We start from the raw sequence: 12,899 nt of genomic DNA on the forward strand, positions 1-12,899 counted from the left end.
GGTGACCGCCCTACTCCGCCGCGATCTGCCTTGGGGCCGGCGGCGGGCTCGCGAGGTCGGCGGCGAGCTGGGCGTAGCGGGCTTTGGCGGCTTGCACCGCCTTTTCCTTCACCGGGCCGTAGCCGCGGATGCGGTCGGGCAGCGACAGCAGTTCGACTGCGGTGTCGTGGGTGATCGGCGACAACAGGCCGAGCACGGTGGCGACGTCCTTCTGGTAGCCGTTGATCAGGTCGCGCTCGAGCTTGCGGTCGGCCGAGTAGCCGAAAATGTCGAGCGGGGTACCGCGCAGGAAACGGAATTTTGCGAGCCACCGGAACGCGCCCAGCATCCACGGCCCGAAGGCGCGCTTCTTCGGGCGGCCCTGTGCATCGACGCCGGACGCCAGGATCGGCGGGGCGAGGTTGAAGCTGAACTTGAAATCGCCTTCGAACTGGTCGCGGAGCTGCTGCTCGAACTGGCCGTCGGTGAAGAGCCGCGCAACCTCATACTCGTCCTTGTAGGCGAGCAGCTTGGCGTAGTTGATCGCCACCGCGCGCGGCAGCGCATCGCCATAGCCGCCTTTGACCGCGGCGTCACGGACCTGGTCGACCAGCTTCCGATAGCGCTTGGCAAGGCGTCCGTTCTGGTAGGCGGTGAGATGCTTGGCGCGATGCTCGATGATCTCGTCGAGGCTCATTGCCTCAAGGCTCTTCGGCGCGATCACCTCGTCCGTTCCCTTCAGCATGTCGGCGAGCCGCTTGGGATCAGTCGCCGCAAGACGGCCGAGGCGGAAGGCTTCCTTGTTCATCTTGATCGAGACGCCGTTGACCTCGATCGCCTGCTCGATCGCCTCGGCGCCGACCGGCAAGAGCCCTTTCTGATAGGCGTAGCCCATCATCATCATGTTGGTGGCGATGGCATCGCCAAGGAGCTGCTCGGCAGGCTTGGTGAAGTCGAAGAAGGTGGAGTCCTTGTGCAGCGCGGTTTCCAGCACCGCATTCAGCTTGCGGGTCTGGAAGTTGAAATCGCGGTTGAGGATGAAATCGGCGGTGGGGATGAGGTGGCTGTTGATGATGCCGCGGGTGCGGCTGCTATCGCAGAGCGAGATCGTGTCCTTGGCAACCGCGACGACCTCGTCGGCGGCCAGCACGAGATCGGCCGTGCCCGTGACGATGCGCGAGCACGTCACCTCCGCCGGATGATCCGACAGGCGGACGTGGCTCAGCACCGCACCGCCCTTTTGTGCGAGGCCGGACATGTCGAGGATCATCGAGGCCTTGCCCTCGATATGGGCGGCCATGCCGAGCAGTGCGCCGATGGTCAGGACACCCGTGCCGCCGACGCCACCGACGGCGACATTGTAGGGCTTGTCCAGCGCCGGACGCGAAGCGGGCTCCGGCAGCTCGCCGATGTCAGCAAGCTCGGCCGGGGCGCGATGGCGCGGCGCACCGCCGTCGATCGTTACGAAGGACGGGCAAAAACCTTTCAGGCACGAATAGTCCTTGTTGCAGGAGGACTGGTTGATGGCGCGCTTGCGGCCGAACTCGGTCTCCAGCGGCTCGACCGAGATGCAGTTCGACTGCACCGAGCAGTCGCCGCAACCTTCGCAGACCGCTGGGTTGATCATCACGCGACGCGGCGGATCCTCCATCAGGCCGCGCTTGCGACGGCGGCGCTTCTCGGCGGCGCAGGTCTGCACGAAGACGATCGCGGACGTGCCCTTGTACTCCCGGCACATCTTCATGACGTTCTCGAGCTCGTCGCGATGATACTTCTTCACGCCAGGCGCGATGGAATCGGGCGGATATGCGTCGGGATTTTCCGAGACCAGGTAGATCTCGCTGATGCCCTCGGCGTGAAGCTGGGCCATGATCTTCTGCGGCGAGAGATCGCCGTCATGGCGCTGGCCGCCGGTCATGGCCACCGCGTCGTTGTAGAGGATCTTGTAGGTGATGTTGGCTTTGGAGGCGATCGCCTGGCGGATGGCGAGAATTCCCGAGTGGAAGTAAGTGCCGTCGCCAAGGTTCGCAAAGATGTGGTTCTCGTTGGTGAAGGGGGCGATGCCGACCCACGGCACGCCCTCACCGCCCATATGCGTAAACGTCTCGGTCGAGCGGTCCATCCACAGCGCCATGAAATGGCAGCCGATGCCGGCGAGCGCGCGGCTGCCTTCGGGGACCTTGGTCGAGGTGTTGTGGGGGCAGCCTGAGCAGAAGTATGGGGTTCGAGAGACTGGCGCGGTGGCCTGCATCTGGGTCGCCTGGCGGCCGTTGAACCAGTCGGCCTTGGCGCGGAGCATCTCGGCGATTTCAGGATTGAGATTAAGTCGAAGCAGCCGTTCGGTGATCGAGCTTGCAAGCGAGGCGACGCTGAGCTCGGCAGCGAAGGTGAGGAAGCGCTTGTCGTGATCGTCCATCTTGCCGACGATGCGCGGGCGGACGTCGTCGCGCCAGTTGAACAGCTCCTGCTTAACCTGGTTCTCGACGATCTCGCGGCGTTCCTCGACGATGAATATCTCCTCGAGGCCGATGGCAAACTGCCGCACGCCCTCCGGCTCCAGCGGCCAGGGCATGCCGATCTTGTAGAGGCGCAGGCCGATCTTCGCGGCGACTTCCTCGGTAACGCCGAGCTCGCGCAGCGCTTGGCGCACGTCCTCATAGCTCTTGCCCGACGCCATGATGCCGTAGCGGGCGTTCGGGCTATCCATCGTGACGCGGTTGACCTTGTTGGCGCGCGCAAAGGCGATCGCCGCATAGCCCTTGTAGTCCTGGAGGCGCCGGTCCTGCTCGAAGCGATCGTCGGGCCAGCGCAGATTGAGGCCGCCGGGCGGCAGCTCGAAATCTGAGGGGATAATGAAGGGCTTCATCTCGTCGGTGAGATCGATCTCGGCGGTGGTCTCCACCGTCTCCGTGATCACCTTCATGCCGACCCAGCAGCCCGAGTAGCGCGACATCGCGATACCCAGCAGGCCCATCTCGATCATCTCGTGGATGCTGGAGGGATAGAGATACGGCATCAGCGCCGAGATGAAGGCATGGTCGGACTGATGCGGAACGGTCGAGGACTTTGCGCCGTGGTCGTCGCCGGCAAGACACAGCACGCCGCCATTCTTGGCCGAGCCCGCGGCATTGCCGTGGCGGAAGACGTCGCCACAGCGGTCGACGCCGGGGCCCTTGCCGTACCAGATGCCGACCACGCCGTCGTACTTGGCACCGGGCGAGAGGTTGAGCTGCTGTGAGCCCCAGATCGCGGTCGCGGCGAGATCCTCGTTCACGCCGGGCTGGAACTTGATGTTGTACTGCTCGAGATGCTTTCGGGCGGCGAAGAGCTGCTGGTCATAGCCGCCGAGCGGCGAGCCGCGATAGCCGGAGATGAAGCCCGCGGTGTTCAGCCCTGCAGCGCGGTCGCGCCGGATCTGGGCCATGGGCAGGCGGACCAGCGCCTGGATTCCCGTGGTGAAGACATGTCCGGTGGATTGGGTGTATTTCTGATCGAGACTGATCGGACCCTGGTTGATGCCCATTTTTGTCCTCTTCGCCCTCTTAAGTCGTTGGCGTGCCCGTTGTTTTTAGCTAGGGCGCCCCTGATGCCCGCGCCACTCTATGTCGGAATTTTAAGCTTCCGCATCACAAATCTGGACCAAAGCGGGGCGCTGGCGAAAATCGCAATTTCGTGGCGGCAAGTCCGCCCGCCCTTTTCAATTTGTGTCAGCATACCCGGGGCGTCGCGAAACGACGTAACGCGTCTATAATGCGTCCCATGGCGATTGGTCGCAGGGGGAGGCCGGGAATGCGGACGATTCTGGCGTCTCTGGTATCGGGGTTGGTCTTGTGCAGTGCAGTCGAAGCGACCGCCAGCGAGCCCTCGCCGGAGGCGATCGCCCACGGCAAGGCGCTGGTGGAAGCCGGCGACTGCGCAAGTTGCCACACTGCCGATCCCGCAAAACCGTTCGCGGGCGGCAAGCGCATCGACACGCCCTTTGGCGGGATCTATGCGCCGAACCTGACGCCGGACCGCGACACCGGAATCGGCGCTTGGACGGATGCCGACTTCACCCGCGCGCTACGCTTCGGCATCGCGCCGGATGGCTCCTATTATTATCCGGCGTTCCCCTACCCCTACTTCACCAGGATGACCAAAGACGACACGCTGTCGATCCGCGCGTATCTTTCGACACAGGCGCCCGTCAGCAATCGCGTCAAGGCGCCGGAGCTACGCTGGCCGTTTGGCTATCGATCCCTGATGCGCGCCTGGAACTGGCTGTTCTTCAAGCCCGGCCTGTTCGAGCCCGACCAGTTCAAGACCACCGCGTGGAATCGCGGCGGCTATCTCGTCACAGGGCTCGGCCATTGCGGCGCCTGCCACACGCCGAAAAACTATTTTGGCGCCGACAAGCTCGAGCTGGCGTTTTCCGGCAACGAGGTGAATGGCTGGTTCGCACCGCGGCTCGATAGCGCCTCGCGAAGCGGACTGAAATCGTGGAGCGTCGACGACATCGCCGAATATCTGCAAAGCGGCCGCAATGCCAAGAGCCATGCCGACGGGCTGATGGCCGAGGTCATCGTCAACTCGACCTCGAAGATGAGCGATGCCGATGTGCGCGCGATGGCGATCTACCTGAAGGGGCTGCCGCCGGGTCCGAGCGAGCCCGCGGCTACGCCGCCATCAGAAAGCGAGATGAAAGCGGGCCAAACCGTCTATGCGAAGTTCTGCATCGCCTGCCATGAAGCCGACGGCTCCGGCGCGCCGCACATCTATCCGCCGCTGCCCGGCAACGCGCTGCTGCAATCCGAAAATCCCTCCTCGACGCTCCGCGTCATCCTCGACGGCGCCCACACCGTGACGACGCCGCGCGCACCCAACACCGGCGAGATGCCGGGCTATGCGAGGCAATTGTCGGACGAGCAGATCGCAGCGGTGACGAACTACATCCGCAACTCCTGGGGCAATGCCGCACCGCCGGTGACGGCGGCGCAGGTCGGGAAGGCGCGGAAGGAGGATTAGTCCCAACACCGTCATTGCGAGGAGCGCAGCGACGAAGCAATCCAGACTGTCTCCGCGGACGCATCTCTGGATTGCTTCGCTCCGCTCGCAATGACGACATGGATAGAGCGAGGCAATGTAAGCCCTACTTCTCCTCTTCGCCCGTGAACACGAACTTCGGCATCTCCCATTTGTAACGGACAGCGAGCAGGCGGAAGCTGATGCCGAGCACGAAGGTAAGAATCGTCCAGAGCTCCGCGTTGAGCTGAAGGCCGAACGCCGTGGCGTAGAACAGGCCCGTGACCACCGAGACGCTGGCGTAGAGCTCGGAGCGAAACAGCAGCGGCACATCGTTGCAGAGAACATCGCGGAGCACGCCGCCGGCACAGCCCGTCACCATGCCGGAGACGATCACGATGGGGAGCGATGCATCCATCTGCCAGGCGACGTCGCAGCCCGCCATGGTGAAGACCACGAGCCCGATCGCGTCGAGCACGATGAAGGCCAGCCTGAGCCGATGCACGAGGCGCGCGAACAGAATCGTGATGAAGGCCGCCCCGCCGCTCAGCGCGAGATAGACGGGGTTTTGCACCCAGGCGAGCGGATAATGACCGAGGAAGAGATCGCGCAGCGTGCCGCCGCCGAGCGCAGTGATACAGCCGAGGAAGCAGACGCCAAGCCAATCCATGTTGCGCCGGCCCGCGGCAAGCGCCGCGGTCATCCCCTGCGCCGCGACCGCGACCAAAGAGAGGAATTGCAGCACGCTGTCGCTCGGTGGCAGACTCCACATCGCATGTCATCCCGTTTCATCGCGTTTCGAGGTGGAACTTACGGCTCCAGTTCCACAAAGAACAGGTTCCCGATTCCCGCGCACGCGGCAACATGCGACGAAAGCATGAGATCCACCGGAACTGAACTTCGCATCCCCGGGTTGTCCGGTCAGTCAATTCGAGGAGATCAAGCGATGGCCGATGACCGTTTTCCGAATGACCCCTATCGCCCCATCGGCGAGGATGAGTATCTTCGCGCCGCGCGACGGGATGCCGACCTCCAGGCTGATCCCGAACTCGGCGAAGGCCCCGCCTCCAGCGGCAAGATCGCGCTGTTTGCGGTCGCGATCGCGCTGGTGCTTGGCGCAGTGTTTTACGGCTTGAACAATACCAGCGTAAACCAGGCCTCGACCGAGCCACCGGCGAAGACCGCGCAGACGGCACCTGCAAATCCGGCCGCGCCTCCGGGCATGCGCGACGTGACGCCGAAGGGCAACGCTTCGCCGGGCGTGACCACCGGTGCGGCACCGAGCCAGCCGGCTTCGCCAGCCCCGTCTCCGAACGCGCCGTCTGACGCCGGCAAGGCGCAGTAACGCTGCCGAAACACGAAAGCGGCGGGACGCTGACGTCCCGCCGCTTTTTGTCATGCGTCAGCCGAACATCTTGTTCAGCTCGCCGCCGGGATAGCCGCTTCCGAGCTCGGCAAACGTGCCCTTCTCCGCCATCTCTTTCGCCGCGCGCATGAAACCGCCCCAGGCGGCGCGGGCGAGCGAGCCGCCGACGCTGATCCGGCGCACGCCGAGATCCGCGGCCTCTTGCAGCGACAGGCCAGAGGCGCCGATCAGGAGATTGAACGGCCTTGGATGCACCGCCTTCACGACGGCAGCGATGTCCTCGCGCGTCTTCAGGCCGGGCGCATAGAGGCAATCGGCACCGGCATCGGCATAAGCCGTGAGCCGGTCGATGACGAGATTGAGGTCGCTGACGCCCCACAGATAGGCCTCGCAGCGACCGACCAGCAGCGTGCCGCTGTCACCGATTGCCTTGCGCGCGGCCTTGATGCGCTCGACCGCGAGTACGCGATCATAGAGCGGCTTGTCCTTGTCGCCGGTGGAATCCTCGATCGAAAGCCCGGCAACGCCGGTCCGCACACCGCGTTCGACATTTTCCGCGACCTTGTCCGGCTCGACGGCGAAGCCACCCTCGAAATCCGCATTCACGGGGATGTCGACGGCCGAGCACAATGCTGCCAGATGCTGACAGACATCGTCTACGGTGACGCGGTTGTCGGCGCGCCCGATCGTCCAGGCAAAGCCGGCGCTCGATGAGGCGATCGCCTTGAAGCCGAGATGCTGCAAGGCCTTGGCACTACCGACGTCGAACGGATTGGGCAGGATGAAGCAGCCGCTCTCGTGCATCTTCCGAAATGTCGCGCGCTTGTCCGCGGTCGTGACGTGCATGTTTCTCTCCCTTGTTGGCCGCGCAGACATAGGCACGCGCCCGGGGCGGCGCCAGTAGCGCGCCCGGGCACGCGCTAGTTCGCGTCGTGCACGACGCGGCTGTCTTTCGGCGCCTCGTCGCGATTCTGCATGCCGTAGTCGCGGACGACGCTGGCAATGCGCAGGCGATAATCGGCAAAAAAGCTTCCGCGGCCTTTGGCCTGCGCGTGGCGATGCTCCATCGTCTTGCGCCAGGCCTCCACGGCCGCCTCGTCCCGCCAGAACGAGACCGACAGCACCTTGCCCTTCTCGGTCAGGCTTTCGAAGCGTTCGACCGAGATGAAGCCGTCGATGGTCTGGAGGATCGGCTTCAGATCGGCCGCGAGATCGAAATAATGCTGCCGGTGCTCCGGCTTAGGCCAGACCTCGAAGATCACGGCGATCATGGGCGCCTCCCTGGTGGTTTGCGCCTACAATACCAGCTTGCGCAGGAACGTCCGCTCCTCGGCGAGAATAAACCTGTTCTCCTCGGCGAAGTGGAAGTTCGCCATCCCCTCGGCGTCCTGGCGCAGCCGCGCGCGATAGGCCTCGTAGGCAGCCAGGCTTTCGAACGAGATCAGCGCGAAGGCGATGTTGTTGGTTCCCTCGTGCGGCATGAAGTAGCCGATCGGATCGCCTCCGCATTTCGGGATGATGGTGAGCCAGCGCTTCGCGTACTCCTCGAACTGCGCGCGCTTGAAGGGATCGAGCTGGTAGCGGATGAAGACGGTGATGGACATGATGGTTTCTCCCACTCTCCGTCATTGCGAGGAGCCACCCGGTCCCGCCTCTCGGCGGGCCGGATGACAGGCTCCGCGACGAAGCAATCCAGACTGTCGTCGCGGAAGCAATCTGGATTGCTTCGCTGTGCTCGCAATGACGTGTTTGCGGCAAGAGCCTACACCCTTGCCTCACCACAATGCTTCGGTTATCATCGAAGCATGAAAGCAGGACCTGACATCGCCATGGTCGCTTCGCTCGTCGGCGACCCCGCCCGCGCCAATATGCTGACAGCGCTGATGAACGGCCGCGCGCTCACAGCAAGCGAGCTTGCCCAGGAGGCCGGGATCACGCCGCAGACCGCGAGCTCACATCTTTCAAAGCTCGAAGCCGGCGGGCTGATCGAGCCGGAGAAGCAGGGCCGGCACCGGTACTACCGCCTCACCGACCCCGATGTCGCCGGCGTGCTCGAAGGCCTCGCGGGGCTTGCCGCCCGCGCGGGCCACATGCGCGTGCGCACCGGGCCGAAGGATCCGGCGCTGCGGCGGGCGCGGATCTGCTACGACCATCTCGCCGGCGATCTCGGCGTGCAGATGCTCGACTCCTTACGCGAGCGGCGCCTGGTGAGGCAGAAGAAGCAGGACATCGAGCTCACGGCCGAGGGCGAACGCTTCCTCGCAAGGCATTTGCAGATCTCGCCCGACATGCTCGCCCATCCGCGCCGGCCGGTCTGCAAGGCGTGCCTGGACTGGAGCGAGCGGCGGCATCATCTCGCCGGCACGCTTGGCGCGGCCATGATGAAGCGCTTCACCGAATTGAAATGGGCGGCGCGCGATGCGACGCCCGGCAGCCGCGTGGTGAATTTCACCCGCACCGGCGAGAAGCAGTTTGCCGCGCTGTTCGGCAACGGGCACGAGTAGTTGCACAATCGTGCGTGAACGAAGGCTCGCGTCATGGCCGGGCTTGACCCGGCCATCCACGCGTTTGTTGCGGCTCGCACGTGGATGCCCGGGACATCTGCACGAAGAGGTTGCTTCGTGCTTGCGGCCAGGCGCAACGGTCCTCGGCCGCTAGCCCTTATGTCGCTTCAAGCAGCATGAACGGGGGCGTTCATGCCGCATTCAGGTCATGATTGCCAATTTGGATCGCGCCGCTTCGGCATGTCGCCAGAATTTAACATGCCGAATCGTACCTTTTGATTCATTGTGCGCCGCAAGCGCGTGACCCAAGGACCAGAGAGGGAGCTCATATGAAATATCTTTTTGCCGCCGTCTTGCTCGCCGGCGCCGTTGCAGGTTTCAGCGAAGCAGCCAGCGCTGCCGGCGGTTGCGGACCGGGCTGGTATCGCGGCCCCTATGGCGGCTGCCGCCCGATGGGTGGTGCGGTCGTGGTGGCGCCGGCGCCAGTCGTGGTCGCTCCGGTCGTCGTCGCCCGCCCGCGCGTCTGTCCGTGGGGCTTCCGCTGGTGGGCCGGCCGCTGCCGCCCGGTCTGAGTTCCTGCATCGCAATGTGGCCGCGCGTCATTCGTGCGGCCATTTCTTTTTTGAACGCTTGCCGTATTCGTGGGCACAAAAAAGGGGATCGCCACCGCGATCCCCTTTTCTGTTTCGACTGGCAGCTTGCACTACGCCCTACCAGTGACGCCAGTGCCGGCGGTGCCAGCGATGCCGCCACCCCCAGTGACGGTGACGCCAACCCCAGTGCCGCCGGCGCCAGCCCCAATGGCGGTGATGGTGCCAGCCCCAGTGATGGCCGCCGCCGTGCCAACGCACCTGCTCCGGCTTGAGCTGCGCGGCCTCCTCGCTGCTGGTGACTGCGGGATGGACCTCCGGATTGCCTGGCAGGCTGGCCGGGCCTTCGATGGGCTGTGGCGCCAGCGGCGCGGCTTGCGCGGTCGCCGTCAATGCAGCGGCACCGGCCGCTACACCGAATGCGAGCTTCAAAAAATCCCGGCGCTCCATGATGTCTTCCTCTTCAGTCAGCGTTGAATGATGCGAAGGAAGTTTCGCGCCGAGGAAATGAACTCAGGCTGAACCTTGCATTCAGGTAGATTGCGCGAAGCTGACACGCGGGGTGCGCATCCGGGATGGCACAACGGCCGTCATACTTTGTTCAAGGAAAGGGGCGAGCATTCCGGACAGAACGAGGGGTGCGTGGGGCCGTCCTGCATGGATCAATTGGACCAGAGGAGACAGCCATGGCAACACAGGTGAAGCCGGTTCCCGAAGGATACCACACCGTCACGCCCTATCTCGTCGTCGACGGCGCGGAGAAGGTCATCCACTTCATGAAAGACGCCTTCGGCGCCCAGCCCGTATTCGAGCCGATGATGCGGCCCGACGGCAAGGTCATGCATGCGGAGTACAAGATCGGAAGTTCCATCGTGATGATTGCCGACGCCTCGGAGCGTGCACAGGCAACGTCCACGATGCTGTATCTCTACGTGCCCAACGTCGATGCGGTCTATCAGAAGGCGATCAAGGCTGGCGGCACGGCATTGATGGAGCCAACGGACCAATTCTATGGCGACCGCAGCGGCGGCGTGAAGGATCCGGCCGGCAACCACTGGCACATCGGCACCCACATCGAGGACGTATCGCCGGCCGAGCTGAAGAAGCGCGCGGCGGAATTCATGAAGCGGCAGAGCAAGGCGGCCTAGGCAGCCGCGGGCTTCGTGGGGCGGATTGGCGAAGGACCGCCAGTGTGCTCGCAATAAAAGGGGCGGGTTAGGCTTCGCCAACCCGCCCTACGCACTCCAAGGGCCTTGAACAGGAGTGCCGCCGCTGAGCGCAGATACTTCGCTATGCGCAAGACCCCTCGCCCCGCCCTCCGAGGTTTGCCTGAGCTCAGTTGCCCTCGAACTTGAACGACACGTTGAGTTTGGCCCGATAGGCCTCTACCTTTCCCTTCGCGTCCAGCTGCATATCGAGTTTGACGACCTCGGCGACGCGAAGGTCCCTCAGAGATTTTGCGGCCTGCTCGACGGCGTTGCTGGCGGCCTTTTCCCAGGAGTCGGTGCTGGTACCGATCAGCTCTATGACCTTGTAGATGCTCTCAGGCATGTCGTTCTCCCGTTCGGTATGAAGCAGGAAGCAGGTGCTCCCTGCCGCTTTCGAACCTAGCACGGGATCGGCGCTCAGAGGACGCGCATGTCGCAGGGCTGGCAGGCCCAGGCCGCTTGGCGGTACCCGCTATCGAGGGGAAGGCCGCAGCGGCCGACCGTGAGCCGCTAGCCGGTATTCCTGACGGCTTCAGCCAGCATGGCGTAGAGCTGGCGCTTGCTGAATTCCTTGGGCTGCTTGTCGGTCGTCCTCCGCGACACCTTCTTTGCTGCCGGCTGGGCGCAGGCAACCAGCAACACCGGCTCTTGCTTCCGGATCGGCCTTATCTTGGGTTTTGCCGTTGGCGGCTTGTGACCACGCTTCAGGCCCAAACGGGTCAGCATGCCGCAGACAGCGTTACGGCTACACCCGAGACGGCGCGCGATCTGCGCGGCACTCTGTCCTTGGACCCAGAGCTTCTTGAGCAGCGCTACGTCTTTCGCATCCCAACTCATGGGAGACATTGTACGCCAACTGCCATCCACTTTTCTAGTCTTCGTCCGGCTCGCGTACGACCGCCGGTTCGTCGTCATCGTCCTCCTCTCCCTCATCGTCCTCGTCGTCCTCTTCATCGTCATTGGGATCCCGGGGCGGCATCGTGCTGCCCTTGATCACAAGGCGACGCCAATCCATCCAGCTGGTGGAAATTTCTTCGGGGATGTTTTGCTTCATGTTGTTGCTCCTCGGGTCTGGAGCTCGATAGCGCCGGTGGTTAACGTGCCGGGCGTCTCGCGATCGTGGATCGACGGATTGTCGATGCAGGCCTCTTTAGCCTCTACGATTATAGCCGATCTTTCGCAGAAGGTCTTTCCGCCGCCGCGGAGAGACGGCGGGTTACACTTCGCTAATCCGCCCTGCGGCCTTCGCGAAAATCTCTCTCCCCATGTCGGAACGCCAGCCCCTCCTCCGTCCTATGCCTGGACAGCACGGAGACATCGCATGCCCGACCTCACCCTCACCACCTTCGACTGGGTTCCCGAAATGCCCCGCGGCTACGTCCGCGACCTCCGTGTCCGCTGGGCCCTGGAAGAGGCCGGCCTGCCCTATCGCATCGCGAGCGTGCCGTTCGGCGACCGGACCGCGGCACATTTCGCGCACCAGCCTTTCGGCCAGGTGCCGTGGCTGACCGACGGCGACGTCTCGATCTTCGAGAGCGGCGCGATCCTGCTGCATCTCGGCCAGCGCAGCGCGGCGCTGATGCCATCAGACCAGCGCGGCCGCGGCGCGGCGATGGAATGGGTGTTCGCCGCGCTCAATTCTGTGGAGATGGCAAGCCTGCCCTGGTCGATCCTGAAGTTCACCGGCAATGCCGGCGACACGCCGGCATGGAAGTTTCTGGACGACTTCCTCAAGCTCCGCCTCAAGCACATGGAGCCGGTGTTGGCCGACCGCGAATGGCTGGCCGGCTCCTTCTCCGTCGCCGACATCCTGATGTCGGACGTGCGCGTCGTCGATCATTTCGACGGGCTCGCGAACAGCCCGGCCTGCCGCGCCTACGTCGCCCGCGCCACCGCCCGCCCCGCCTTCGCCAAGGCCCATGCCGACCAGTTGGCGCATTTCGCAGCAGCGGACCGGGTTCGTAGAGCGTGTGAGCCAATTCGCTTTTCTGCATTCGACATCAAGGAGCGGTAGCGCCCCTTGATGGCAAGGAGCCGGCGGCGTCAGGCCGTCCGGTGTGCTTCTACGGTCTATGCTTTAGCGAGATAGTGTCCCTGCAAGATGTTGTTGATGAGGGCGTACCAGAGCACGACGGCACGGACCTTCTCGATACCGCGCACGGTCAATTGCCTGAGGTCCCAGTTCCGCCATCGGGCATGGATGCATTCGCAGATCGTGCGGGCCTGGTACTGTGCCTTGCCGGCTTCGCTG

The 12,899-nt window shown here is 64.0% G+C and carries 15 protein-coding genes and 1 pseudogene; 6 read left to right on the top strand and 10 right to left on the bottom strand.

The window, feature by feature from the left end:
• Window positions 1-10 precede the first annotated feature (10 nt).
• Entirely contained in the window at window positions 11-3,502 is a 3,492-nt protein-coding gene (locus YUU_RS0131885) for an indolepyruvate ferredoxin oxidoreductase family protein (RefSeq protein ID WP_027525991.1), read from the bottom strand.
• 266 nt (window positions 3,503-3,768) lie between these two features.
• Here YUU_RS0131885 and YUU_RS0131890 point away from each other — a divergent pair, with 266 nt between their 5' ends.
• Complete coding sequence (locus YUU_RS0131890) at window positions 3,769-4,983, top strand: cytochrome c (RefSeq protein ID WP_027525992.1); 1,215 nt, start codon at window positions 3,769-3,771, stop codon at window positions 4,981-4,983.
• 124 nt (window positions 4,984-5,107) lie between these two features.
• Here the strand turns inward: YUU_RS0131890 and YUU_RS0131895 are convergent, their stop codons facing one another.
• On the bottom strand, window positions 5,108-5,752 hold the full coding sequence (locus YUU_RS0131895; protein WP_027525993.1) for a trimeric intracellular cation channel family protein: 645 nt from the start codon (window positions 5,750-5,752) through the stop codon (window positions 5,108-5,110).
• 174 nt (window positions 5,753-5,926) lie between these two features.
• Here YUU_RS0131895 and YUU_RS0131900 point away from each other — a divergent pair, with 174 nt between their 5' ends.
• Window positions 5,927-6,325 carry a hypothetical protein gene (locus YUU_RS0131900; protein ID WP_027525994.1) on the top strand — a complete coding sequence of 133 codons (399 nt, stop codon included), beginning with the start codon at window positions 5,927-5,929 and terminating at the stop codon, window positions 6,323-6,325.
• A 57-nt stretch (window positions 6,326-6,382) separates the two neighbouring features.
• On the opposite strand, the gene YUU_RS0131905 is transcribed toward YUU_RS0131900, so the two are convergent.
• From YUU_RS0131905 to YUU_RS0131915, 3 genes are all read right to left on the bottom strand, one after another.
• Window positions 6,383-7,192 (bottom strand): oxaloacetate decarboxylase, encoded by an 810-nt coding sequence (locus YUU_RS0131905; protein ID WP_027525995.1) that lies wholly within the window; start codon window positions 7,190-7,192, stop codon window positions 6,383-6,385.
• Between the two features lie 74 nt (window positions 7,193-7,266).
• Complete coding sequence (locus tag YUU_RS0131910; RefSeq protein ID WP_027525996.1) at window positions 7,267-7,617, bottom strand: antibiotic biosynthesis monooxygenase; 351 nt, start codon at window positions 7,615-7,617, stop codon at window positions 7,267-7,269.
• 24 nt (window positions 7,618-7,641) lie between these two features.
• Window positions 7,642-7,950, bottom strand: coding sequence for an NIPSNAP family protein (locus tag YUU_RS0131915; protein WP_027525997.1), 309 nt, complete (start codon window positions 7,948-7,950; stop codon window positions 7,642-7,644).
• Between the two features lie 201 nt (window positions 7,951-8,151).
• On the opposite strand from YUU_RS0131915, the gene YUU_RS0131920 reads away from it, so the two are divergent.
• Together YUU_RS0131920 and YUU_RS0131925 are read left to right on the top strand one after the other, a co-directional pair.
• Window positions 8,152-8,850, top strand: coding sequence for a winged helix-turn-helix domain-containing protein (locus YUU_RS0131920; protein WP_027525998.1), 699 nt, complete (start codon window positions 8,152-8,154; stop codon window positions 8,848-8,850).
• Between the two features lie 329 nt (window positions 8,851-9,179).
• On the top strand, window positions 9,180-9,422 hold the full coding sequence (locus YUU_RS0131925; protein ID WP_027525999.1) for a GCG_CRPN prefix-to-repeats domain-containing protein: 243 nt from the start codon (window positions 9,180-9,182) through the stop codon (window positions 9,420-9,422).
• 138 nt (window positions 9,423-9,560) lie between these two features.
• On the opposite strand, the gene YUU_RS56915 is transcribed toward YUU_RS0131925, so the two are convergent.
• Complete coding sequence (locus YUU_RS56915; protein WP_084801642.1) at window positions 9,561-9,890, bottom strand: twin-arginine translocation signal domain-containing protein; 330 nt, start codon at window positions 9,888-9,890, stop codon at window positions 9,561-9,563.
• A gap of 236 nt (window positions 9,891-10,126) precedes the next feature.
• On the opposite strand from YUU_RS56915, the gene YUU_RS0131935 reads away from it, so the two are divergent.
• Window positions 10,127-10,588 carry a glyoxalase/bleomycin resistance/extradiol dioxygenase family protein gene (locus tag YUU_RS0131935; RefSeq protein WP_027526001.1) on the top strand — a complete coding sequence of 154 codons (462 nt, stop codon included), beginning with the start codon at window positions 10,127-10,129 and terminating at the stop codon, window positions 10,586-10,588.
• Between the two features lie 187 nt (window positions 10,589-10,775).
• Here YUU_RS0131935 and YUU_RS0131940 read toward each other — a convergent pair whose 3' ends face one another.
• The 3 genes from YUU_RS0131940 to YUU_RS0131950 all read right to left on the bottom strand — a co-directional run bounded on the left by YUU_RS0131940 (window position 10,776) and on the right by YUU_RS0131950 (window position 11,702).
• Window positions 10,776-10,991 carry a dodecin family protein gene (locus YUU_RS0131940; RefSeq protein WP_027526002.1) on the bottom strand — a complete coding sequence of 72 codons (216 nt, stop codon included), beginning with the start codon at window positions 10,989-10,991 and terminating at the stop codon, window positions 10,776-10,778.
• Window positions 10,992-11,158: 167 nt separating this feature from the next.
• Window positions 11,159-11,485 (bottom strand): GcrA family cell cycle regulator, encoded by a 327-nt coding sequence (locus YUU_RS0131945; protein ID WP_027526003.1) that lies wholly within the window; start codon window positions 11,483-11,485, stop codon window positions 11,159-11,161.
• Between the two features lie 34 nt (window positions 11,486-11,519).
• The gene (locus YUU_RS0131950) at window positions 11,520-11,702 is read right to left on the bottom strand and encodes a hypothetical protein (protein WP_027526004.1); all 183 of its coding nucleotides are present in this window, start codon (window positions 11,700-11,702) and stop codon (window positions 11,520-11,522) included.
• A 267-nt stretch (window positions 11,703-11,969) separates the two neighbouring features.
• Between YUU_RS0131950 and YUU_RS52450 the strand changes: the two genes are divergently transcribed.
• Window positions 11,970-12,662 carry a glutathione S-transferase family protein gene (locus YUU_RS52450; protein ID WP_051389997.1) on the top strand — a complete coding sequence of 231 codons (693 nt, stop codon included), beginning with the start codon at window positions 11,970-11,972 and terminating at the stop codon, window positions 12,660-12,662.
• A gap of 56 nt (window positions 12,663-12,718) precedes the next feature.
• On the opposite strand, the pseudogene YUU_RS0131960 reads toward YUU_RS52450, so the two are convergent.
• Window positions 12,719-12,899 (bottom strand): annotated as a pseudogene (locus tag YUU_RS0131960) (IS5/IS1182 family transposase); the annotation flags it as partial.

It is taken from the genome of Bradyrhizobium sp. Ec3.3 (assembly GCF_000472925.1).
GTDB lineage: Bacteria > Pseudomonadota > Alphaproteobacteria > Rhizobiales > Xanthobacteraceae > Bradyrhizobium.

Bases quoted from the DNA above. Each gene is read 5' to 3' on its own strand.
- YUU_RS0131900 (WP_027525994.1), top strand. From the start codon at position 5,927: ATGGCCGATGACCGTTTTCCGAATGACCCCTATCGCCCCATCGGCGAG.
- YUU_RS0131885 (WP_027525991.1), bottom strand. From the start codon at position 3,502: ATGGGCATCAACCAGGGTCCGATCAGTCTCGATCAGAAATACACCCAA.
- YUU_RS0131895 (WP_027525993.1), bottom strand. From the start codon at position 5,752: ATGTGGAGTCTGCCACCGAGCGACAGCGTGCTGCAATTCCTCTCTTTG.
- YUU_RS0131935 (WP_027526001.1), top strand. From the start codon at position 10,127: ATGGCAACACAGGTGAAGCCGGTTCCCGAAGGATACCACACCGTCACG.
- YUU_RS52450 (WP_051389997.1), top strand. From the start codon at position 11,970: ATGCCCGACCTCACCCTCACCACCTTCGACTGGGTTCCCGAAATGCCC.
- YUU_RS0131925 (WP_027525999.1), top strand. From the start codon at position 9,180: ATGAAATATCTTTTTGCCGCCGTCTTGCTCGCCGGCGCCGTTGCAGGT.
- YUU_RS56915 (WP_084801642.1), bottom strand. From the start codon at position 9,890: ATGGAGCGCCGGGATTTTTTGAAGCTCGCATTCGGTGTAGCGGCCGGT.
- YUU_RS0131905 (WP_027525995.1), bottom strand. From the start codon at position 7,192: ATGCACGTCACGACCGCGGACAAGCGCGCGACATTTCGGAAGATGCAC.
- YUU_RS0131940 (WP_027526002.1), bottom strand. From the start codon at position 10,991: ATGCCTGAGAGCATCTACAAGGTCATAGAGCTGATCGGTACCAGCACC.
- YUU_RS0131890 (WP_027525992.1), top strand. From the start codon at position 3,769: ATGCGGACGATTCTGGCGTCTCTGGTATCGGGGTTGGTCTTGTGCAGT.
- YUU_RS0131945 (WP_027526003.1), bottom strand. From the start codon at position 11,485: ATGAGTTGGGATGCGAAAGACGTAGCGCTGCTCAAGAAGCTCTGGGTC.
- YUU_RS0131915 (WP_027525997.1), bottom strand. From the start codon at position 7,950: ATGTCCATCACCGTCTTCATCCGCTACCAGCTCGATCCCTTCAAGCGC.
- YUU_RS0131910 (WP_027525996.1), bottom strand. From the start codon at position 7,617: ATGATCGCCGTGATCTTCGAGGTCTGGCCTAAGCCGGAGCACCGGCAG.
- YUU_RS0131920 (WP_027525998.1), top strand. From the start codon at position 8,152: ATGAAAGCAGGACCTGACATCGCCATGGTCGCTTCGCTCGTCGGCGAC.
- YUU_RS0131950 (WP_027526004.1), bottom strand. From the start codon at position 11,702: ATGAAGCAAAACATCCCCGAAGAAATTTCCACCAGCTGGATGGATTGG.